Origin of the sequence: Dysgonomonas sp. Marseille-P4361, assembly GCF_900343125.1 — a bacterium.
GTDB lineage: Bacteria > Bacteroidota > Bacteroidia > Bacteroidales > Dysgonomonadaceae > Dysgonomonas.
Genome location: NZ_OPYL01000002.1, coordinates 163094 through 184356, shown reverse-complemented (window position 1 = coordinate 184356; position 21263 = coordinate 163094). Strand labels below are relative to the sequence as shown.

Genomic DNA, 21263 nt, shown 5'->3' with positions numbered 1-21263 from the left:
ATATTAAAAGGTTGTGGATTCGAATGATCCACAACCTTTTTCTTTTAAAAGATCAATAATTAGACTACCTTAGCAATCAAACCTAAAATGAAATCTATATCTAATATTATAATATAATACAATCTAATCTGTAATAAATGACATCATGAAATATAGGATTATTATTTTATCCGTATTTATTATATCTGTAGGAAACCTTAAATGTTGTAATATCGACTCCTTGTTCAATCATCACATTTCTTCAATAGAGTCATATATTGATAGAGTAATTAAAGGCGAAATTCTTCCGACTGGTAGTGAAAGTATAGTTTATGCTAGCATTGATCAGAAACCAATAAAAACGCAATATAATACTGCTACTAAATTTGTGATATTAGGAGATAATGCAACCTTATTAAAGATGTACGAAATGCTAAACGAAGATATAGAGTTCGAAAGAGGTCAGTTTTTCCCAAATGTAAAAATCTCTTATGAAGAAATTAAAGAAATAAAAACGAGGAATGAAATAAATCGTAAAAAACTAAACGATAAGAAGATAATAGAAATATTCAGACGCTTAAAGAATGGTCACAATAAAATTAAAACAAACTCTGAAGCTGAAATATATTTTTAAGAATTAGATTCCTTAAGAAAGACAAATACTTATATCAAATAATAATTTCTTTATTTTAAGACAAACGGAACTTTTATTTCATAAAATATAGGGACTCTAAAACCTCCTTGATTACCTGGTATCCAACGTGGCATTAAACCAATTATTCTTAAAGCTTCTTCATCGCATTCGGGATTGACACTTTCTTTAACTATAGGTTTCTTTATTTCACCTTCTTTCCCAACAACAACACGTACCACAACAACACCTTCAATTTTTGCCTTTTTTGCTTTCTTCGGATATTTCAGATGCTTTCGAATAAATTTATTCATTTTTTGTTCCCCTCCAGGGAAGCTTGGCATCATCGAAGTTCGTGTAAAGACAGGTAATCCTTCATCCATCTGAATCTTTGGTTCATTTTTCTCTTCAACTAGCTGAATCATTGCCAAACTATCAATAAGCTTTTCTTCTATTCTAGTTGAATCACTTCCAAGTCCCGACAAAACATAAAAAGGTTTTATCGTTAAAGAATCAGTATTCTGACATAGAATATTAATTGATAATAACAATGTAAATAGAAAAGCTACAATATATTTCATTTCAATCTAACTATTAAAACAACTCCATCCCCTTTCTATAGGTCTGATATTTCAATGTAGGCAATAATTCCTCCCGCATTCTGCTCGTATCACCATAGTATGACACCATCCCTATTTTAATAAAATCTACGGTCAGTGGGCTGCGCGTATTAAACACTTTAGAGAAGAACTCGAAACATCTGGCTGCCGTCATTATCATCCATACCGGCATACGCCAAGGCTTACGATGCCCCTTGTAACGTGTAATATCATCCAAGAACTCTTGCAAGGTTTGCATACCGTCATCACCAATGTGATAAATTCCCCTAATATCAGGTTTCAGACACGCGGCAATAGTAGCTTCTACAAAATCATCTTTCGAAATAAGGTGAATATATGTAAACTCTCTCCACACACCTAACAACCAATATTTGGCAAACCACTGAGCAGCATCTATCATAAGAATTCCTTTACCATACACCATTCCTACCCGAAGCGATACAGCCTCGAATTGGTACTTGTCTCCGTAATGAAATAATAATTTTTCTTCTTCCAATCGGGTTTTAGCATGCATAGATTCCGGATTACCGGATAATACTCCCTTTGCCGGTCTTTCAGGGAAAGACTCCCCTTCAACATGCGGAAAGCTAATAAGTATAACCCTCTTTACATTCTGTCGTATGGCGGCATTCAACAAGTTTTTAAAATATCTGGTATTGGTAGTGGGCAGAAACTTCTCGGGATTAGCTTTAAATAAGACTCCTGCAAAGTGTACGATAGTATCTACTCCTTGCAATGATTCGTCTAAAGTATCTTCCTCTGCCAAGTCTATTTTATAAACAGAGACATTATCCCTTTTCTTTAACTCCTCATCTACATCCTTGTTGTGGATAAGAAGATTAAGAAAGACTCCTCTGTCTTTTAATCCATTAGCAAGAAGACCTCCAAGATTCCCTGCAGCTCCGGTTATTGCTATTTTTTTCATTCTGTAAAGTTATGTTTCAACTACAAATATAATAAAACTCTTTAGAGTTCAATATTTTATACTTTTTTCTTTCTAAAGATGACATGTTCCAGCAGCATAACCGTAATAACCCCCATCACAAAACTATTTCCCAATATTGGTCGTACAAGATCCGGAATCTGAGCAATTGCAGACTCTGGAGCAATAGACACAAGAATAGCAATCATAATAGATAAGCCAATCACAATACCATCATTATATCCCATTACTGCTTTTTCGTTCATCATCATCACAAAGCCTGAAGACAACTGACCAGCCATCAGATAGATAAACAGAGCTCCCATAACAATGGAAGGTATATGATTCAACATATTCACAGCCTGAGGGAGCAAAGCACAAAGCATTAATCCTATTCCTGCCGGAACAAGTGTATAACGAGAGGCACATCCTGTAGAAGATATCACTCCGGTACTCATCGAATAATCTACCGAACCAATAACTCCCATCGATCCGGATAACATACTTGACAATCCGGAGATTCCTACCCCATATTTTATACGTCGCTCCATTCCCTCCGCTTTCAGCATCTGTCCTACAGACTCAATAGAACCAAGTTCATTGACAATAAGTGCAAAAAAGCAGAAAATAAAAGCCAAGATAGTACCTGCATCGAAACTGAACGAACTCATAAAAATTGAGTTCAAGACACTTTCTTTACTATGATCTATACTGCCTATATCAGGGAATTGGAATATACAGAAATAGGCTAGCGAACCAATTATTATACCCCACAATACGGTCGTCGATTTCCATACCCCTTTTAGCCATTTATTGCAAAGCAGCAAGAGAATGATAAGAGCAAATGCATAAAAGAAATTGAACAATGTATGATTCTCATTATCGAAAACGAGTCCGACAATAGTAGGCATCACCGTAAAAGGGATCAGTATCAGAATAGTTGTCACTACTCTTTCGGTAAAGACAGAGCGCACCTTAGACAGTAAGCCACTGAAAGCCAACAGTGCTATGAACAGACCGCCTACTATAATGGAGGTATAGATAACGGAGACTCCTGCAGATAATGAAGCTGTAATACCAATCAATAAAATAGATGCGGGTCCAATTACCAGCGGAAGCCGATGCCCCCACAAAACCTGTATAATGGTAGTGAATCCGGTTACGGCAAATAGTTTCTGCATATAAAGAGTTTGATCTGCTACTTCCGTAAAGTGCATCTTTCCTATTACAGTTCCCATTATTATAATACAAGGAAGAGACACTATCCACCATTGCAAGCCATAGAGAAGAGATGCAAGCATTGGAGGTCTATCGTCCAGTTTGTATTTCATGTGCTTATTTTTTAGATTTTATCAAAGTTAGCAACTAAAAGATGACTGTATAAGAAATGGATAATAAATATTCTTAAACATACATCTGTTAATTTATTTACTACAAGTATAAAAGCTATATTTGCAAACGTTAAGAAATAAAACTTTACTTATGATTTTGAATGTACAAAATGAAACAGCTCCTCTAAAAACTGTCGTCCTTGGTCAGCCGTACTCGTTAGGAAAAGCACCCACACTGTCCGAAACGTATGATGCTAAATCTTACGAATCGGTAAAGAATGGAGTTTATCCTATAGAAGAAGACATCGCTAAGGAAATGAGTGCATTTGAAAGCGTCTTACTCAACTATAATATTGAAGTATTAAGACCTTTGATATTACCTAATTCGAATCAGATATTTGCCCGTGATGTTGCTTTCGTCATTGACGACAAAATAATAACATCAAATATTATTCCCGACAGAGCAGATGAACAGGAAGCTTATGCGCCTATCTATGACGACATCGCTTTCAACAAAATATACAATCTTCCCGAAAAAGCACATGTAGAAGGCGGAGATGTTGTTCTGTATAATGACATTGTTTTCGTTGGAACGTATATGCATCCTGACTATCCCCAATTTAAGACAGCTAGAACAAATGCTTATGCTATTGCTTTTTTGAAAGAATTATTCCCTGAGAAACAATTTATCGCCCTCGAATTGAAAAAGAATGATACTGATCCGCGCAAAGGAATTCTTCATTTAGACTGTACTTTCATGCCTGTAGGAAATGATAAGCTAATTATATACAAGGATGGATTCCGTAACGAAAAAGATTATAATTTTTTAGTCGATCTGTTTGGAAAGGAAAATGTATTTGAAATAACGCAAGAAGAAATGTATTATATGAATACAAATGTATTCTCCATATCACCTGATATAGTTGTAAGCGAAAAGGGTTTTACCCGCTTAAACAAACATATGCAAGAAGAATGGGGAATAACAGTAGAAGCAATACCGTACTACGAAACATCAAAAATGGGCGGACTTCTTCGTTGTTCTACTTTACCTCTTATCCGAGAGTGATTAGATAAAGTTTTCAAGAAGAAAAAAGATATTAGAAAAAAAAGAATATAATTTTGAAATTGTGATGCAACTTATTTTCACTAAAGTGCATCAAGCTAATAGAGAGTAAAATCTACTGATGGACGAAAAAGAGTTAGTGGCCGGATGTAAACGTGGCGAACAGTGGGCTTGTAAAAAGATTTACGAGCTTCATGCCCCTGTCATGATGGGGGTTTGTATGCGCTATGTATATGACAGGGAGACGGCAAAAGACATCCTTCAGGAAGGTTTTATAAAAGTATTTACGAAGATTGATTCCTACTCTGGGACCGGTCCCTTAGGCGGATGGATGAGACGTATATTTGCTACAACGGCATTAGAATATTTGAGACAAAAAGATGCACTTAAACTTAGCACAAGCATTGATGACCACTACGATTCGTTCGAATATGCAGATGCATCTGCTGTTGATCTACTTTCTGCCGAAGAATTGATGGCTTGTATAGGAAAACTTCCTCAAGGTTATCGTACGATCTTCAACCTTTTTGCAATTGAAGGTTATTCGCATAGCGAGATAGCCGAAATGTTGAATATAAAAGAAAGCACTTCTCGTTCTCAGTTTCTGAGAGGGAAGAAGCTTTTACAAGAGATTGTTCTTTCATTAACAACACAAGAGAATGACAAATAAAGAGAAGAACAAACATATAGAGCAACCCGATGATTTCAGCTTACGCGTTAAAGAAAAGCTGGATGATTTCAGCATGCCGGTAGATCTTGATATCTGGGCTAATATTGCTCCTCATATTACTCCTCAAGCCGCCCCTCCTCGCAATAAGAAGTGGATAACCTGGGTGAGTAGTGCTGCTGCCATTGCTGCAATCGTAACGGTTGTATTCCTTATTCTTCCTAGCAAAGAGCCTATATCAACTATAGCCGAATCGCATAGTAATGAGCAAAATATCGTTTCTCCTGAAAAAGAAACACGTGAAACATTCGCTGAAGATCAACAGTCTAAACCTGTGGAAAAGCCAACGACTACTGTCGTTCACTCTCAGCGTGCTATTGTTGCAGATAACATAGCATCGGCTACTAATGAGAAAAAAGATGAAGGAGAAAACAATAATACTCAAAGTGTGGCTCTTCTATCTGATAACGAGAGCAGATTGCCTTTGGTAGCAGAGAATGACGATTCTGAGAATGAAAATAAAGAGAGTAAAGAAAAAGAAAGTATAGAGGAACCAAAAGAAGATGTTACAACTCCTACAAAAGAGTTTAATACCAGCCAACAAGAAGAACCTAAATTATTGGTTCCTAAGAAAAGCCAAAGTAATGACAATTGGCTGTTAGCTGCATCAATGTCTTCCTCTAGCGGAATTTCGTCAGGAATGGATATGTCTAGTGCTCTGAAAGCGACAAACTACGACCCAGAATTCCTTAGTGATAAGAATAAAGAACCTATTACATTGACCGATCCGGGGAATGCTAATACAAACCGATTAGTCACAGAAGACTTCACAAATATAGATCATGAAACTCCCTTATCTTTTGGTGTTACCGTTCGTAAAGATCTGAATGATCGTATTGGTATAGAAACCGGACTTGTTTACACTTATCTATCTTCTAAAATGGAAAGAACAAATGTACCTCAATACAAAGCCAAACAGGAGCTACACTATTTAGGAGTACCCCTGAATGTTGTTGTTTACCTCTGGAATAACCCTAAATGGAATGTGTATGTTTCAGGAGGAGGTATGATAGAAAAGGGACTTAGTCAAAAATACACCCAAGAGATGTTTCAGGGTAACGACTTAGCCTCATCTAATACCGACAAAGGTAGTATCGATGGAGTACAATTGTCACTTAACGCCTCAGCTGGGGTCTCATATGCTTTTTATCAAAATCTTAGCTTATATGTAGAGCCTCGCTATTCATACTATTTAGACAATGATCAACCGTTCAGCATAAGAACAGATAAACGAAACGTGTTTGGTGTTGGAGGCGGTTTAAGAATTAAATTTTAAAATCAACTGGCACAAACCTCATAAAACGAACGAAACCTGTTATTCACTTTAGAATAACAGGTTTTTCTTTATATATGAAAGTACAAAATCATTATACTTTTGCTTGTGTCCCAAATAGAACTATCTTTGCTGGAGTTATAAACGAGTTTTGAAAATGAATTTCTTAGCACATGCATACCTGTCTTTTGGCAACCCCGAAATCCTTATAGGAAATATGATTGCCGATCAAATAAAAGGGAAACAAATAGAACAATATCCCGAAACGATCCAACAAGGGATACACATTCACAGGCAAATAGATTCATTTACCGACAAACATCCGTCAACACAAGATGCAGTCAAGCTTCTCCAGAGCACAGCAGGCAGGTATTCGGGAGCATTTTTAGATGTTGCATACGATCATTTCTTAGCTCAAGATCAGGAGAATGAACCCGTCGGAGGATGGGAACCATTTGCACAAAAGAGTTATAAACAAATAAGCGACTATAAGGATATACTTCCCGGTCAGTTTTGTTCAATGTTTATGTATATGGAAAGTGAAAACTGGTTCTATAATTACCGCTACAAGTGGATGATAGAAAAAAGTTTCGACAGATTAAAGCAAAGAGCTAATTATCTGGATAACGAAGCTAATATATTCGGAGAATTTGAGAAGAATTATAATGAACTAAGAGATTACTATCAAAGCTTTTTTCCTGAACTCAAATCATTTGTACAATCGCTACATTCCTAATGCTATACAACTAAAATACGCTCGACACTTTTTGTATAATATTCAATAGTTGGGAGACATTATCTAGTTTAAGTGTAAAATCAGCATATTCCGGAGACGGATTTAAGGAATGACAAGTAATATTCCCGTTGTCTATATCCTGATCTACAATCTGTTTGCAAAGGATTGTATTATCTAACACAATGATCCAGTTAGGAAAATCTTCTGTATGCAGCTTATTCCGCCAATGTTCTTTTGACAGTTCTCTAGCCAAAACAATGTCTCCATCACTTATACTTCGTTTGCTATCATCATCCATACTGTCGCCTTTTATCTCGAATGCAAAATAACGGCCATGCCCTATTTTATCTACAATAAAGTCGAATTCCTCAAAATCATCACTTAAGAATTCAGCATCTCTGTATTCATCAATATATTTGGCATATGCCTTAACAGGGATGAAAGGAACTCGCATACGAAACTTACCATTTGCCATTTCGTAATATTTCACTCCCGACTTGGTAACCAGATAAGGTTCGTCACTTTTGGAGCGAATAAAAGAATTCATTTTCCCTTCCCCATTCAGCAGCCAATTCTCATTCACATTAAAATAGGATGCCAGAATAGAAACATTTGACCTATTAGGAGAGGTTTTTCCCTCAATATAGTTCGCTATTGTACCTTTAGTTATAGCTGTATCTTTCCATATGCGATACGCTGTCACTCCTTCTTTTTCGAGCAAAAACTTTAATCTATCTTTAAATTCCAACATGGTCTAATCTATTTTAGCTATACTATTTTATCTATCAAGGGAATAACTACCCTCGACAAATATAGTAAAATATTTAACCATAATAATGTTTTTAGATTAAAAAACATGAAACGAGTCATATTTTTCATATTTCTATAGAATTATCCCTAAATTTGAATGCTTTTGTACCAAAAACATGGAAGATAATAACAAACCAAAATGGGGACTAACTGAATGGATACTGCTGGTAAGCATCGTTCTGATGATTGTATTTGCTATTGCCTATTTCATCTTCGACATCCCTGTCTTTTTTATTCCTATTATTTTTGCTTTCCCTTTTATGGGGAATTTATTCAAAAAGAAAAGCGATCAATAAACCTCTCGTCATCTCTTTACTACTGTAGATACAAGCTTTAATAACTATTAAATATCTGATACACAAATTAAGTCTTAAATTCGATGATATTTTATCAAATAGTTCTATATTTGTTAAAACAAGTAATGTCTAATTAATAAAAGGAGAAGCATATGAGAGGATTTTTTTTAGGTCTTGCTGTAGGTGCTCTAGGAGTATATGCGGCTTTAAAGCTTTCAGATGAAGAAACCAGAGAAGAACTAAGAAATAGAGTTAACAATGTAGCTGGTAGAGCAAAATCGGAATTAGACTACGGTCTTACAGTTGGGAGAAGCAAAGCTTTGAGAGCCGGAGTTGTAGCTCGCCAAGAAGTAAGAAAAGGACAACAAAAATTTAACGAAGTAGCCGGTGATGTTGCAGGAAAGTTAGCTGAAGAACTTTCTGACTTTGAAGCGAAAGCGAAGGCTAAAGTATAGTAAACTGTAAAACTATTGCAGATAAAATAAAGAACTCTCATCTCAGATGGGAGTTTTTTTAGTTTAAATAAACCCGCCTCAAACGATAACAACTTTGAGAATTGAGAGCATCGTCATCTGTACGAGGCGGGAAGGCCAAGGGGAAGCCCTTTTTAATTTACATATTAATAGATAGTAAAAAGTGTAAAATTCCATAAACAGACAGAAAAAAGAACGCTATCAAATCATTTGACCTGATAGCGTTCTATATAAATAATATATGTACTGTGTATTATTTACTATTTATCAGCTGAAATAACAGCTCCGGCTCATCGGTAGTGATAAGATCCAAACCTTGTTCTAGTAACGCTTTCATATCTTCTTCTTTGTTCACTGTCCAGACATTGGTAGATAATCCCATCGATTTTGCCTTATTTACGAGTTCTGGATCCTTTAAGAACTGATTATAATGTAAATCGATGCCGTTCATATTCGCAGCCTTCAATTCTTCCAATGTTTTATCTGATTCTAAATAAGCCACCTCTGCAGTAGGATCTAATTCCTTTACACGTTGCAAATATTTCAGTCCAAAGGAAATGTAATTTACCCATCCTTGAGCTCTCATTCGATGCACAAGACTTACTACTGAATCTGAAATAGCTTTCCCTTGCTTAGTTCCTTTAATTTCAATAACAAGTTTTGTCTTGTTCTGTTGTTTTATACATTCTATTGTCTCTTCAAGAGTAGGGATCAAGTCTCCTTTTTTAAGTTTCATTTTCTTTAATTCACTCAACGGAGTATCTTCAACAACCTTTCCTTTTATATTATCATCATGATTTAAAACAACGACATCATCTTTTGACAACCAAACATCGATTTCAGTACCTTCACACTCCAATTCAATAGCATATTTTAATGAACTCATTGAGTTATGGCTAACATCATGTTTCTTCCAAGCTCCTCTGTGAGCTATTACTTTATTGCGTACAAAGTTATCTTTTACTAACTCAATATCTTTCAACTGTTTTCCTTGTTTTAAGGTAATAACATAGCTGATAGGAGAATTTGAATCTACCTCTTTATCCTTTTTTAAACTGATATTCCCTTCTTTGTCGATAGTAAATAATTTAGAAGCATCCTTTTTTATTGATATCTTCTCTTTGTTTGAAGAAACAACCTTCCCGACAAAAGCTCCTTTCTTCCCGATAGGAACTGTATAATTATCCAAGGTTAACAAACTTTCCTGAGCTCCTAAAAATAAGACGGATGAACACAAGACTAAGATTAGGGCAATTACTTTTTTCATGAAACAATTACTTAAAATTAAACAATAGCTAAAATTAGTTTTTTTTTACTACATATCCTTACTGTCACAGCACATTCTTCTCTTTTTTTAAAACTTTAATTCTTCAAAAAATATTCTCTCAATAAGACCTCATATTCTAATTAACATTTACTACCTTTACTCACTAAAATTAATAGCCATGATTACATATTCTAAATTTCAAAAACATCTACAAGATGAGCTAGCTGATATTAAATCAGCAGGATTGTACAAAAACGAACGTATTATCGTTTCGCCACAAGGAGCTAAAATAAAGGTTAGCTCTGGGCAAGAAGTGTTAAATTTTTGTGCTAATAATTACTTAGGTCTTTCGGATAATAAAGAACTGATCGAAGCAGCTAAACAAGCAATGGATTCACGCGGTTTTGGTATGTCTTCGGTTCGCTTTATCTGTGGAACTCAAGATTTACACAAAGAGTTGGAAGCTGCCATTGCTAAATTTTTCGGCACAGAAGATACTATTCTTTATGCCGCATGTTTTGATGCCAACGGTGGAGTTTTTGAACCACTATTAACGGATCAGGATGCGATCATTTCCGACTCGTTAAACCATGCTTCTATTATAGATGGAGTTCGCTTATGTAAAGCTGTTCGCTACCGCTATGCAAATGCAGATATGGCTGATTTGGAAAAACAGCTTAAGCTAGCTCAAGCTCAACGATTTCGTATAATTGTAACAGATGGAGTTTTCTCCATGGATGGAAACGTAGCTCCGCTTGATAAAATATATGAACTGGCTCAGAAATACGATGCCATGATAATGGTAGATGAGTCTCACTCTGCCGGTGTTGTGGGAAAGACCGGACGTGGTACAACTGAATTATTCAACCTGAAAGGACAAGTAGAAATTATTACCGGAACTCTAGGTAAATCTTTTGGTGGCGCAATTGGAGGCTTCACAACCGGTAAAAAAGAGATCATTGATTTACTTCGTCAACGCTCACGTCCTTATCTATTTTCAAACTCTATCCCGCCTGCTATTGCCGGAGCCGGAATCAAAATGTTTGAAATGATGGAACAAAGCAATGATTTACAAGATAAATTACATGCAAATACTGATTATTTTGTTGAAAAAATGGAAGCTGCAGGGTTCGATATCAAACCTACACAGTCTTCTATTTGTGCAGTAATGCTGTATGATGCAAAACTGTCTCAAGATATGGCTACAAAATTATTAGATGAAGGTATCTATGTTACCGGATTCTATTACCCGGTAGTACCAAAAGATTTAGCTCGCATCCGTGTACAAATATCAGCTGGACACGAAAAAGAACATCTGGATAAATGTATTACAGCATTTACGAAGATTGGAAAAGAATTAGGTGTTATTAAATAGTTTTCTTTTTTAGTTTATGAAAAACATTTTAATCGTTGGCAGCACTGGACAAATAGGCTCAGAGCTTAGCATTAAGTTGCGTTCTATCTACGGAGTAGACAATGTTATTTGCGGTTATTTCAAGCCACCCTATCCAGAAGGCTTTTTCGATTGGGGACCGACTGTTGAGATAGATGCAACTAACATACAACAACTGGCAGATACTGTAAAGAAATATAAGATTGATACAATCTACAATCTTGCTGCAATCCTTTCTGCTACAGCAGAGAAAAACCCTAAACTAGGTTGGGATGTAGGTATCGGCAGTTTGATGAATTGCCTTGATGTTGCTAGAGAATATAATTGTGCTGTATTTACACCAAGTTCTATCGGAGCTTTTGGGTTAAGTACTCCGAAAGACAAAACACCTCAGGATACGATACAGCGTCCAAATACTGTGTATGGTATAACTAAAGTTACAGGAGAATTGCTTAGCGATTATTATTACACCAGATGGGGAGTAGATACTCGTTCGGTAAGATTTCCCGGAATTATTTCTAATCTGACTCAGCCTGGAGGCGGAACGACCGACTATGCTGTGGAGATCTATTACAAGGCCGTTGCAGGAGAAGACTTTGTTTGCCCTGTCAAGGCTGGGACATTTATGGATATGATGTATATGCCCGATGCCTTGAATGCTGCAATAAACATCATGGAAGCTAATCCTGACAAGCTGATTCATCGCAACTCTTTCAATATTGCATCTATGAGTTTCGACCCGGAAATGATTTACGCTGCTGTAAAAAAACATTACCCTGACTTCAAGATGAGATATGAGATAGACCCTCTTAAGCAAGCTATTGCTGATTCTTGGCCAAATTCGCTGGATGACACTTGTGCCCGTGAAGAGTGGGGATGGAAACCTGAGTACGATTTAGAGAAAATGTCTGAAGACATGATTAAAGTATTGAAAAGCAAGATTAAATAAAAGACATATTACCAACAAAAAAAGAGCGACTTAAATAAGTCGCTCTTTTTATATATTATATAACAATTATCGTTTTATCAATTAGTTTTGTCCTACAAGGAAACCATTAGCAACAATAGCACCATCGCCTTCGAGCTCTATAACATAAGCCTTTTTAGCTTCAAGGACACCTCGTATAGTATGTATCTCAATATAGTCACTACTTTCGACATTGTAGAATAAGACAAAATCGTCTTGAGTACATGTACCTACTTTTTTGTATTTATCATTTGCCATTGTTTGTTCAGGACTTAAAGATATCCAGCCTTTCTCTGCATAGATAGGACTATCTAGAGTCAACGTAATTTGTTTACCTGTTTCCAGTGTAATAGATGCAAACCTATTCAACATAGTAGATGTAATACTTTTTACCTTTTTCTCTTCGTAAACCTTATCCTTTTCATTAAAGGCAAGAACGACATCCCCTACAATAAGCTTTTCTACTTTTATTTCCGTATCGTTAGCCATAACGATTGGAGTACCTTCAGCAAACATAAATTGAGCTTTTGCACCTAATGTTGAAAGCAATAAAAGAATAGATATAATAAAGAAATGTTTGAAGTTCATAATGTTCTATTTTAGTAAGTTTTATGTAAAGTTTTTACAAATATAAGAATATTTTAAATATTAAACATCTGTTCCAATAATATATGATTAAAAAAGCCAATTAATTTTGTAATCCCCACTCTACAACATCTTCTAATCGCACCTACGACACTCTACTTCCACGCTGATAATCAAGCTATTTTACTTATTTCATTTTTGTTAATCTGATTTAAGACAATGCTGTTCTGAAATTTATATATATTTGCATGTAACAATTGGTTATTTACAGAATAAACATTCTATTTAAATGGTTCTTAAATTACTCCTTATTTTATCTCTATCCTTGAATCACAATTTTTCATCCATCTTGGGTAATGGCATAACAGTGAAATTGGTAGATTCTAACTCTTCTGCTGAAAATATTGAAGCACCTCAATTCGATGGCGGAGAAGAAGCCTTTAGTAAGTATATAACTGACAGACTTAGCTATCCCCTACTATTGGTTGATATTGAGATGGAAGGAGATGTCCGCACCAAGGTACATATAGGTAAAGATGGAGCTGTGAAAGGAATAGATATTCTTCAAGGCTTCGACCCGCTTGCCGATGACAGAGTTATAGATTTAATAAAGAAAATGCCTAATTGGACACCTGCTTCAAAAGGTGGAGAACCTATTGAGACAACAGTAGAGCTAGTAGTTTCTTTTACATTGAATGATTCATTGCGCAACTTTGTCAAAGAGCAGAAAGAAAACGGAGTTTCATTAGAGGAGTTAGAGAAATCGCTACAGACAAATATTGAAGAAAAAGAAGAAAAAGAAGAAATAAATAAAGAAGAGGAAAAAGTAGTTGTTGAGGAAAAAGACTCTTCTCTAAACCGATTACCCGAATTTCCGGGAGGTAAAAAAGCCTTAGAAGCTCACCTCAAGGAAAACCTTAAATATCCAAAAGCTGCCCTAGATATGAATATAGAGGGACGCGTTGTATTCAATCTGACCGTTGCGGCAGATGGAGAAATAACTAACGTGGTATTACACAAGGGTCTGTATTACGAGTGCAACGAAGAAGCTTATTATCTGATAAAGAGAATGCCCAAATGGACTCCGGGACTCAAAGACGGTAAACCAACCACAATGCAAGTTCTTCTTCCTATCCCTTTTGTTCTTCCTAAGTAATACATCTAGCAGACTGAACATTTATACACTTCTTTTGTTTATTACTCAACATAATTTATAAATAAAAGAATTAATCAATATGAAGTTATTGGAAAGAAATACAGACTTAGGAATACTCGTTTTAAGACTTAGTATAGGTATCTTAATGCTGATGCATGGAGTGGCTAAACTGATGCACGGAACTGAAGGAATTGCTGGTATGCTAGAAGCTTCCGGAATGCCATCTTTTATTGCATATGGTGTTTACGTAGGAGAAGTAATAGCTCCGCTACTCATTATTATCGGCTTGGCAACCAGAGCTGCTGCTGTGGTTTTCGTATTCAATATGATTGTAGCTGTATTGATGGCACATGCCGGTGATATTCTTACACTAAGTGCTACTGGAGGTTGGATGATAGAGCTACAGGCTCTCTATATATTTGGAGCTTTAGCCTTAGTATTTACCGGTGGAGGTAAATATGCAGTCAGCACAAAACATCTTTGGGACTAAAGACTATTTTACGAGATAGAACAAAAGACTAAATTTTCAGAAATTTAGTCTTTTGTTTTTTGTATCTTATGACAATAGCTGATGAATTTATTTTAGATTTGTAATTCACTAATCTTAAACAAAACGATAGAAACGGAATAAGATGGATACAAAAGAACAATACTGGAAATATTCACTGCTCATTTTAATCATTTTCATGGGGATTGTACTATTCAAAGAGATAGCCCCATTTCTCAGTGGATTGTTAGGAGCTTCTACAATATACATATTGGTACGGAAGCAAATGTTTTACCTGACAGAGAAAAAAAAGCTCAGCAAAAACATATCTGCTATAGCAATTCTTATCGAAGTTATCCTATGCTTCCTCATACCATTTTCGTTTGCTATATGGCTATTAATAGAAGAGCTGCATGGTATAAATCTGGATCCGTCTGCAACAATAGCAGCAGTCAAAGAATTCAACAGTTTGATTCAAGAAAGAATCAATTATGAACTTCTAAGTACAGAAAATATAATGAAGGCTGCCAGCTACCTTCCTACCATAGGACAAGTATTATTAAACAGTGTTAGTAGCTTTGTCATCAACTCAATCGTTATCGTATTTATACTTTATTTCATGCTCCTTGGAGGACGAAACATGGAGAAATATTTATATGCTCTACTCCCTTTTAGCGAAAAAAACAGGCAAGAGGTTAGTAATTCGGTTAACATGATCGTTAAATCAAATGCAATAGGAATACCCCTTCTGGCAGTTATACAAGGTATCATTGCCATGATTGGTTATCTGATCTTCGGAGCACCCAATCCTGTACTGTTTGCCTTCTTAACTTGCTTTGCGACTATTATCCCTATCCTGGGAACTTCGTTAGTTTGGTTTCCGTTGGCAGTTTATCTGGCTGTTACCGGCGATTGGGCTAGCGCTATCGGATTGGCAATCTATGCGCTTGTTATCATATCCAATGTTGATAATTTGATCCGTCTGTTACTTCAAAAGAAGATGGCCGATACTCATCCTTTGATTACAGTATTTGGAGTATTTATAGGGTTAACGCTATTCGGATTCTGGGGAGTAATTTTCGGACCGTTGCTTCTATCTATCTTCATATTATGCCTCGATATGTATAAAAGGGAATACTTGGATAAAGACTGAGCATCATAATACAAAACAAAAAACTCCGCTGATCTTAGCGGAGTTTTTTATTATTATAATTTTTGTTACTATTTATTATCAGGATAAAGTCCTTTCCACCAGCGATCGTCACCTTTCAGCCATTTATCGAACCATGCCATGATAGAATTATTCCATTCTACCCTGCGTTTGTAATTCGCTACACCGTGATTTTCGTCCTTAACCTGAATAAATGCCGAAGGAACGCCTAATATTTGGAGAGCTGTGTACATCTGAATACTTTCGCCTATAGGGACATTTGTATCAACTGTACCATGTGTAAAGAGTATTGGTGTTTTCACCTTATCAGCATTGAAGAGAGGACTCTGATTTACATACAAGTCTCTGTTATTCCATGGATAGCTATGAGCACTAGCCCCTGAGCTATATGAATATCCCCAATAGCCTTCGCCCCAATAGCTACTGATAGAACTAATACCTGCATGAGAAACAGCTGCTGCAAACATATCTGTCTTCGTCTGTAAATACATGGTCATAAACCCACCATACGAAGCACCTATACAGCCTATTTTAGTTTCATCAACGAATGTATGTTCTTTCATAAATTGCTTAGTACCTTCTATAATATCTTCTGCCGTACGGTGTCCCCATGCGTTAACATGCAAAGCTGCAAATTTCTGTCCAAAGCCGGTTGCTCCGCTCGGTTGGATAATATAAGTTACATATCCCTGAGCTGCAAAAACATGAGCCGGATAAGGAGCTTCGAACGTACGAGATGTAGGAGCTGTTCCTCCATAATAATATACAATCATCGGATATTTCTTTGATGGGTCGAAATTTGGTGGTAGATAATAAGTCCCTTTTATCTCTGTACCTACTGAATTAGTAAAGTTCCAATCCTCAACCTTTGCTAATGTCATCTGAGATAAGCGTTCTCCATAAGGATCTGCTATAAGTTTAGATTCCTGTTTTTTCAGGTCATATAAATAAGCCCTTGTCGAATTAGAATGGCTTAATCCGAAGTATGCTGCTACTTCTCCATCTTTAGCTACAGAGAACGAACGCGTAACCTCTTCTTTCAATGGCAATTTAGAGAAACGTTTACTAGATAGATCGTAGCTGTATATATTCACACAGTCCTTATCTGTTGTATTGAAATAAATTATATCTCCTTTTTTATTCCAAAAGCCATAATCGATACTAGGATCAAATTCTTTCGATATAGGATCTACCTTCTTTGTTTCCAAATCCATTATGAAAGCCAGCCCATTATAGCTATTCGCAATCTGCCCTTCATCTACATTAAGTCCGATACTATCAAATGCTTCGCCCGAACCCTGTATCAGAAGTTTTTTCATATCCGGAGAGAAAGCTGCTCTGCTGACAAATGTCTGATTAGCCCATATTGTATCTACCTTCATCGTTTCCACATTGAGCATATAAAGAGTAGATTTGCTAAACGGACGCTCAGTTATCATGTCTTCATATATTGAAAATAAAATATATTTAGAGTCAGAGCTAATATCATTTATTCTTGTTGTATTGGTTCCAAATGTTAATTGTTGGTTGAGTCCTGTAAGAAGATCATATCTGTAAATAAAGGAGCGATTAGAAAATCCGGGTTGTCTGTCTTCTACACTTTTAAGCAACTTCAGATCACTTTTCGGTTCATCTCCTTTTTCTTGCTTATAATAATATAGAGATTTCTCATCAGGGGAAATAGTCAGATATTGATTCGGGATATTTCGAGCAATAATGTTTTCCTCCAACGTTATCGGATCTATTGTTGTTAAATGAAACTCTTCATTATCTTTTTGAAGATAAAAAAGCTTTTCTGTCTTAGGCATCCATCCTAATTGTTTTTTAGTTCCATCTGTATCAACTACAAGGCTCTTTCCCGTCTTCACTTCATAAAGCTCTGTCGTTGATGCACTTTTTTCTCCATATGTATTCCTGAAAGAGATCAACACATATTGCCCCTTGGGTGACATACTTACACCTGTCACACGCTTACCTAGCATCATATCGGTGAAGTTCACAAATCGTTTATTTGTATCTGAAACAGCAAAGTTTGTAAGAGAATCTGTAGTTTCATTCTCTATCGTAACCTTTAGTGCTGTTGTTGCCTTATCTTTCACTGATGATAGCAACTTGATGACAACACGACTATTTAAGGGATATGAATTTAGTGTAGTACTTACATCTTTTGCCGAACTCAAATGATTTTCTTTAGTCGTCTTAGAGGCTGTCAGTTTACCATCTACATATACCTCCAACATATTAGGCGAAGTAACTTTTAATGTTCCTTTACCATATCTATCTGAGCTTACATAAAAAGAGAATAATTGAAAAGCTGAACCCTCTTCTGACTTAGGTGGCATAAAATAGCCCGCAGTATCTGATTTTATAGAAAAGATAAATGCTTTTTGATCAGGTATTGTTATTTCTGTTTTCAACAAATCTTTTTCACCATATTTCTCTCCTTTCATGTTAACTGAATCTAACAAGATGGGTGATTTAATTGCTATAGATGAAGGCAATGTATTTATCTGTGATAGATTTTGTTTTTTCTGAGCCAAAACACCTGACACAAAGATTATCGACAATACGAGTAAAAAGTAGCGTAAATTCATAAGTATTTTATTTTGTATATTGGTAGTCAAAGATAGTCAATATGGTCTATAAAGCCGCCTATTGATATTAAAAAACCAAAGACTAAAAAATCTTTTAAAATCAATCTTGTTCTGCTGACACAAAGTAGTATCTTTGGCAAACCAAACAAAAACTTAACTCACAATGAAACTTAAATTACACCTTTTCCTTACAGCTATATTTCTAGCTATTTGTTCTTCATGTTCCAAAGAAGACGTTATGCTATATCATCCCGAGCCTATTAGATACTGGCTGCTTGAGCATGTAGACTACCCTGATACAAAAGCAGGTCTTGTTAATCGGACAGATGTTACATTATCCTATTCTAATGATGATCAGATAGAGATCATCGACAACCTAAATGCTGATTATATCATGATTAACTATAAACCTGATATGATAGTATATGCAAAAAGCAGTGATTACGGAACATCTATTTATTATGACAGCCTTCTCATTAAGGTGAATTCGAATAAACAAGCAACTTCGGCCTTACACCTTACCTATAGAGAGGTTGAAAATGAGAAAGTAAGAACACAAAATGATTCCACTTCTTTCCTATACAATGCTGACGGATATTTAATAAGAATGGAGCGCTTTAACAGGTCTGGAGATGAAGTTCCTACCTATTGGGAAAATTATTCTTTCGTAAACGGGAATCTTTCAGAAATAATTTCTTCCGCTGGATATAAACATATATACAGTTATACAGATCAAGAATATGAGCCGGTTAGCAGTTATTGTTACGAAATGCCATTCAACACTATCAGTATTAGCAATTGGGGTGGATGCTGGCTCTTGACTAACTGCAGGTTCTTATCTGATTACTTAGGTAAAAAGAGTGCAAATAATGTTGCTTCTGTTACCATCTTTAAGGATGTAAAAGAAGGAAGTACACCTACTAAATATGCCTCTATCACTTATGACTTTCTTTATGACGAAAAAGACTTGGTTTCTTCTGTAGAAATAAAAGGAATGTTAGAAGAAATAGAAATTCCCGCAAACTTCGCCACAAACTTTTCTTATCTGGAAAGAAAAATTCATGTATCTGAAGAATAAATAAAATTATAAAGAGTTTATTTAAGGTATATTTTCATCATTAAAAAAGGTTGCACTCTGAGAGTACAACCTTTTTTAGTTAACTATTTATCATTTTTTATTTTCCACTATATGGATTTTGATCCGCTTCCGATATTGCACCATTACTCAATATTTCAAGCTGTGGTATTTGGCAGAAGAAACGATAATCATTTGATTCCAGATAAGCTGTTGGGTTTGCAGAAGTTGCATTATAACCATTTAGGTACTGTAGTCCCCAAACATAATGACCTCCAGGATTATCTTTAGATGCGCCTACACGCACCAATTTCTTTTGTAGACGAACTAAGTCATAGAATCCTGATTGACCTTCACAGATTAGCTCTTTACGACGCTCTGTATAGATTGCTTCTAATAAATCTTGTCCCGAAACACCTGTTGTAAGTGTAGCGTTGCGTGCTCCCTGTAGACGATTTAATAGAGTTAAAGCTTCTGAGGCCTTTCCAGGAATATTAGCCGCAGCTTCAGCCATAATCAATAACATCTCTGCACCACGCATCAAACATACCTCAGGACGTGTAGGGCTACCAATTTCAGCACCTCCACCAGTTCCATAGTGTTTGTATTTATCAAATGCCCATTTCGAATTAATTTCAGAGTCTACGTTTTTAGTTCTTTTCCAGAACTGATATCTGTCATCTTCTTTCTCAAATAATTTCTCAAATTGACTATCTGCGAAGAAAGCTATAAATGAGTATATTGGTCCGTCAGCATATCCTTCACCATAACTTTCATCTTGGTTGTACCACATATTGAATTGTGTACCTCCTCCAAGGTTATTATCGTCAGTATATTTCATAGCCCAAACAACCTCATTGTATCTTCCGGTAATCATATCATCAAAACCTGAACGATATTGCTCACGAGTCAATAATGTACTATGGTTTTCGTACACTGTTTTAGCTTCTTTGTATGCTCCATCCCAGTTTTGCATTACAAGATATACACGTGCCAACATACCTGAACAAATTTCAGAGTTGATAGTCCATAGATTAGGAGATTCAAAATCAGCTAATAATTCTTTTGCTGATGTCAAATCATCTAAGATTTGAGCATATACTTGTTCTACTGTAGAGAATCCCATTTCATCCGGATCATCTGCCGAAGTTCTCAAGATAACACCGCGTTTATCTTTAGCGATAGCATAAGTTTGTTGATAGTTTTGTATCAAATGGAAATACTGAATAGCTCGGATAGCTTTTGCTTGTCCTTTGATATGCTTTTTAGTAGTCTCATCTCCTGATGCTTCATCTATATGCGATAAAATGATGTTAGTACGATTGATTACATTGTAACAAAACTTCCATATTTTACTAGCATTTCCATCAGCCTGAGTCTTAGAGTTTGTATACTGATATGCAGTAAACTGACTACCTCCCATGTTGGTATGACAGATAATATCCGAACCTCCAAGGTCTACATACATTTGCAAGCCAGCTAATCCGGCATAAACTCTGTCCGACTCTACCTCCGAATCGAAATACAGTTGTCGGTAAGAAGAAGTCAAAATCTTCTCAAGCTGTGATGCATTATTTAAAACATCGCTATCTGATACATCCACATAAGAACCTGTATTCAGCGCATCATCGCAACTCACAAACAGTTGACTAATAGCTAATAGTGATAAGAAGAATATATTTTTAATTTTCTTAGTTTTCATATATA

General features: G+C 35.8%; 21 protein-coding genes. 13 read left to right on the top strand and 8 right to left on the bottom strand.

Translation table 11 applies throughout. The annotated features are described in order from the left end of the window. Positions 1–145: 145 nt before the first annotated feature. Positions 146–613, top strand: a complete 468-nt coding sequence (locus DHU68_RS04605; RefSeq protein WP_108821810.1) for a hypothetical protein — start codon at positions 146–148, stop codon at positions 611–613. Positions 614–663: 50 nt separating this feature from the next. Here the strand turns inward: DHU68_RS04605 and DHU68_RS04600 are convergent, their stop codons facing one another. From DHU68_RS04600 to DHU68_RS04590, 3 genes are read right to left on the bottom strand one after another with little or no spacing between them, the layout of a single operon-like run. Next, positions 664–1191, bottom strand: coding sequence for a TonB family protein (locus DHU68_RS04600; protein WP_108821809.1), 528 nt, complete (start codon positions 1189–1191; stop codon positions 664–666). Between the two features lie 13 nt (positions 1192–1204). Next, positions 1205–2155 carry an NAD(P)-dependent oxidoreductase gene (locus DHU68_RS04595; RefSeq protein WP_108821808.1) on the bottom strand — a complete coding sequence of 317 codons (951 nt, stop codon included), beginning with the start codon at positions 2153–2155 and terminating at the stop codon, positions 1205–1207. A 56-nt stretch (positions 2156–2211) separates the two neighbouring features. Then, complete coding sequence (locus tag DHU68_RS04590) at positions 2212–3483, bottom strand: uracil-xanthine permease family protein (RefSeq protein ID WP_108821807.1); 1272 nt, start codon at positions 3481–3483, stop codon at positions 2212–2214. A 151-nt stretch (positions 3484–3634) separates the two neighbouring features. Here DHU68_RS04590 and DHU68_RS04585 point away from each other — a divergent pair, with 151 nt between their 5' ends. From DHU68_RS04585 to DHU68_RS04570, 4 genes are all read left to right on the top strand, one after another. After that, complete coding sequence (locus DHU68_RS04585; protein ID WP_108821806.1) at positions 3635–4549, top strand: dimethylarginine dimethylaminohydrolase family protein; 915 nt, start codon at positions 3635–3637, stop codon at positions 4547–4549. 118 nt (positions 4550–4667) lie between these two features. Continuing rightward, positions 4668–5216, top strand: coding sequence for an RNA polymerase sigma factor (locus tag DHU68_RS04580; protein WP_108821805.1), 549 nt, complete (start codon positions 4668–4670; stop codon positions 5214–5216). Further along, entirely contained in the window at positions 5206–6549 is a 1344-nt protein-coding gene (locus DHU68_RS04575; protein WP_108821804.1) for a porin family protein, read from the top strand. The genes DHU68_RS04580 and DHU68_RS04575 overlap by 11 nt, the downstream gene beginning before the upstream one ends. Positions 6550–6703: 154 nt before the next feature. Then, on the top strand, positions 6704–7282 hold the full coding sequence (locus tag DHU68_RS04570; protein WP_108821803.1) for an ACP phosphodiesterase: 579 nt from the start codon (positions 6704–6706) through the stop codon (positions 7280–7282). Positions 7283–7292: 10 nt separating this feature from the next. On the opposite strand, the gene DHU68_RS04565 is transcribed toward DHU68_RS04570, so the two are convergent. Beyond that, positions 7293–8033 carry a helix-turn-helix domain-containing protein gene (locus tag DHU68_RS04565; protein WP_221405551.1) on the bottom strand — a complete coding sequence of 247 codons (741 nt, stop codon included), beginning with the start codon at positions 8031–8033 and terminating at the stop codon, positions 7293–7295. 175 nt (positions 8034–8208) lie between these two features. Here DHU68_RS04565 and DHU68_RS04560 point away from each other — a divergent pair, with 175 nt between their 5' ends. Next, positions 8209–8388, top strand: coding sequence for a hypothetical protein (locus DHU68_RS04560; RefSeq protein WP_108821802.1), 180 nt, complete (start codon positions 8209–8211; stop codon positions 8386–8388). A gap of 152 nt (positions 8389–8540) precedes the next feature. Further along, positions 8541–8843 carry a hypothetical protein gene (locus DHU68_RS04555; protein WP_108821801.1) on the top strand — a complete coding sequence of 101 codons (303 nt, stop codon included), beginning with the start codon at positions 8541–8543 and terminating at the stop codon, positions 8841–8843. A gap of 271 nt (positions 8844–9114) precedes the next feature. Here DHU68_RS04555 and DHU68_RS04550 read toward each other — a convergent pair whose 3' ends face one another. Next, on the bottom strand, positions 9115–10128 hold the full coding sequence (locus DHU68_RS04550; RefSeq protein ID WP_108821800.1) for a glycerophosphodiester phosphodiesterase family protein: 1014 nt from the start codon (positions 10126–10128) through the stop codon (positions 9115–9117). A gap of 178 nt (positions 10129–10306) precedes the next feature. Between DHU68_RS04550 and kbl the strand changes: the two genes are divergently transcribed. Beyond that, positions 10307–11503: a glycine C-acetyltransferase gene (gene kbl / locus DHU68_RS04545; protein ID WP_108821799.1), complete on the top strand. Its 1197-nt coding sequence runs from the start codon at positions 10307–10309 to the stop codon at positions 11501–11503. Between the two features lie 16 nt (positions 11504–11519). Next, positions 11520–12470: an NAD-dependent epimerase/dehydratase family protein gene (locus DHU68_RS04540; RefSeq protein WP_108821798.1), complete on the top strand. Its 951-nt coding sequence runs from the start codon at positions 11520–11522 to the stop codon at positions 12468–12470. A gap of 81 nt (positions 12471–12551) precedes the next feature. On the opposite strand, the gene DHU68_RS04535 is transcribed toward DHU68_RS04540, so the two are convergent. After that, a complete protein-coding gene (locus DHU68_RS04535; protein WP_108821797.1) occupies positions 12552–13076 on the bottom strand; it encodes a Hint domain-containing protein in 525 nt (174 codons plus the stop codon). A gap of 286 nt (positions 13077–13362) precedes the next feature. On the opposite strand from DHU68_RS04535, the gene DHU68_RS04530 reads away from it, so the two are divergent. The 3 genes from DHU68_RS04530 (at position 13363) to DHU68_RS04520 (ending at position 15869) form a co-directional block, all read left to right on the top strand. Beyond that, complete coding sequence (locus tag DHU68_RS04530) at positions 13363–14229, top strand: energy transducer TonB (RefSeq protein ID WP_108821796.1); 867 nt, start codon at positions 13363–13365, stop codon at positions 14227–14229. Positions 14230–14308: 79 nt separating this feature from the next. Beyond that, entirely contained in the window at positions 14309–14719 is a 411-nt protein-coding gene (locus DHU68_RS04525) for a DoxX family protein (RefSeq protein WP_108821795.1), read from the top strand. A 142-nt stretch (positions 14720–14861) separates the two neighbouring features. Continuing rightward, positions 14862–15869: an AI-2E family transporter gene (locus DHU68_RS04520; RefSeq protein WP_108821794.1), complete on the top strand. Its 1008-nt coding sequence runs from the start codon at positions 14862–14864 to the stop codon at positions 15867–15869. A 68-nt stretch (positions 15870–15937) separates the two neighbouring features. On the opposite strand, the gene DHU68_RS04515 is transcribed toward DHU68_RS04520, so the two are convergent. Then, a complete protein-coding gene (locus DHU68_RS04515; RefSeq protein ID WP_108821793.1) occupies positions 15938–18481 on the bottom strand; it encodes a prolyl oligopeptidase family serine peptidase in 2544 nt (847 codons plus the stop codon). 163 nt (positions 18482–18644) lie between these two features. Here DHU68_RS04515 and DHU68_RS04510 point away from each other — a divergent pair, with 163 nt between their 5' ends. Further along, positions 18645–19559, top strand: coding sequence for a hypothetical protein (locus DHU68_RS04510; protein ID WP_108821792.1), 915 nt, complete (start codon positions 18645–18647; stop codon positions 19557–19559). A 97-nt stretch (positions 19560–19656) separates the two neighbouring features. Here DHU68_RS04510 and DHU68_RS04505 read toward each other — a convergent pair whose 3' ends face one another. Then, on the bottom strand, positions 19657–21258 hold the full coding sequence (locus tag DHU68_RS04505; protein WP_108821791.1) for a RagB/SusD family nutrient uptake outer membrane protein: 1602 nt from the start codon (positions 21256–21258) through the stop codon (positions 19657–19659). Between the last annotated feature and the right edge of the window lie 5 nt (positions 21259–21263).

Excerpts from the sequence above, each read along its gene's own strand:
- DHU68_RS04590 (WP_108821807.1), bottom strand. The coding sequence starts at position 3,483 with ATGAAATACAAACTGGACGATAGACCTCCAATGCTTGCATCTCTTCTC.
- DHU68_RS04520 (WP_108821794.1), top strand. The coding sequence starts at position 14,862 with ATGGATACAAAAGAACAATACTGGAAATATTCACTGCTCATTTTAATC.
- DHU68_RS04540 (WP_108821798.1), top strand. The coding sequence starts at position 11,520 with ATGAAAAACATTTTAATCGTTGGCAGCACTGGACAAATAGGCTCAGAG.
- DHU68_RS04570 (WP_108821803.1), top strand. The coding sequence starts at position 6,704 with ATGAATTTCTTAGCACATGCATACCTGTCTTTTGGCAACCCCGAAATC.
- DHU68_RS04535 (WP_108821797.1), bottom strand. The coding sequence starts at position 13,076 with ATGAACTTCAAACATTTCTTTATTATATCTATTCTTTTATTGCTTTCA.
- DHU68_RS04595 (WP_108821808.1), bottom strand. The coding sequence starts at position 2,155 with ATGAAAAAAATAGCAATAACCGGAGCTGCAGGGAATCTTGGAGGTCTT.
- DHU68_RS04600 (WP_108821809.1), bottom strand. The coding sequence starts at position 1,191 with ATGAAATATATTGTAGCTTTTCTATTTACATTGTTATTATCAATTAAT.
- DHU68_RS04605 (WP_108821810.1), top strand. The coding sequence starts at position 146 with ATGAAATATAGGATTATTATTTTATCCGTATTTATTATATCTGTAGGA.
- DHU68_RS04530 (WP_108821796.1), top strand. The coding sequence starts at position 13,363 with ATGGTTCTTAAATTACTCCTTATTTTATCTCTATCCTTGAATCACAAT.
- DHU68_RS04525 (WP_108821795.1), top strand. The coding sequence starts at position 14,309 with ATGAAGTTATTGGAAAGAAATACAGACTTAGGAATACTCGTTTTAAGA.
- DHU68_RS04560 (WP_108821802.1), top strand. The coding sequence starts at position 8,209 with ATGGAAGATAATAACAAACCAAAATGGGGACTAACTGAATGGATACTG.
- DHU68_RS04575 (WP_108821804.1), top strand. The coding sequence starts at position 5,206 with ATGACAAATAAAGAGAAGAACAAACATATAGAGCAACCCGATGATTTC.
- DHU68_RS04580 (WP_108821805.1), top strand. The coding sequence starts at position 4,668 with ATGGACGAAAAAGAGTTAGTGGCCGGATGTAAACGTGGCGAACAGTGG.
- DHU68_RS04550 (WP_108821800.1), bottom strand. The coding sequence starts at position 10,128 with ATGAAAAAAGTAATTGCCCTAATCTTAGTCTTGTGTTCATCCGTCTTA.
- DHU68_RS04565 (WP_221405551.1), bottom strand. The coding sequence starts at position 8,033 with ATGTTGGAATTTAAAGATAGATTAAAGTTTTTGCTCGAAAAAGAAGGA.
- DHU68_RS04585 (WP_108821806.1), top strand. The coding sequence starts at position 3,635 with ATGATTTTGAATGTACAAAATGAAACAGCTCCTCTAAAAACTGTCGTC.
- DHU68_RS04515 (WP_108821793.1), bottom strand. The coding sequence starts at position 18,481 with ATGAATTTACGCTACTTTTTACTCGTATTGTCGATAATCTTTGTGTCA.
- kbl (WP_108821799.1), top strand. The coding sequence starts at position 10,307 with ATGATTACATATTCTAAATTTCAAAAACATCTACAAGATGAGCTAGCT.
- DHU68_RS04555 (WP_108821801.1), top strand. The coding sequence starts at position 8,541 with ATGAGAGGATTTTTTTTAGGTCTTGCTGTAGGTGCTCTAGGAGTATAT.
- DHU68_RS04510 (WP_108821792.1), top strand. The coding sequence starts at position 18,645 with ATGAAACTTAAATTACACCTTTTCCTTACAGCTATATTTCTAGCTATT.
- DHU68_RS04505 (WP_108821791.1), bottom strand. The coding sequence starts at position 21,258 with ATGAAAACTAAGAAAATTAAAAATATATTCTTCTTATCACTATTAGCT.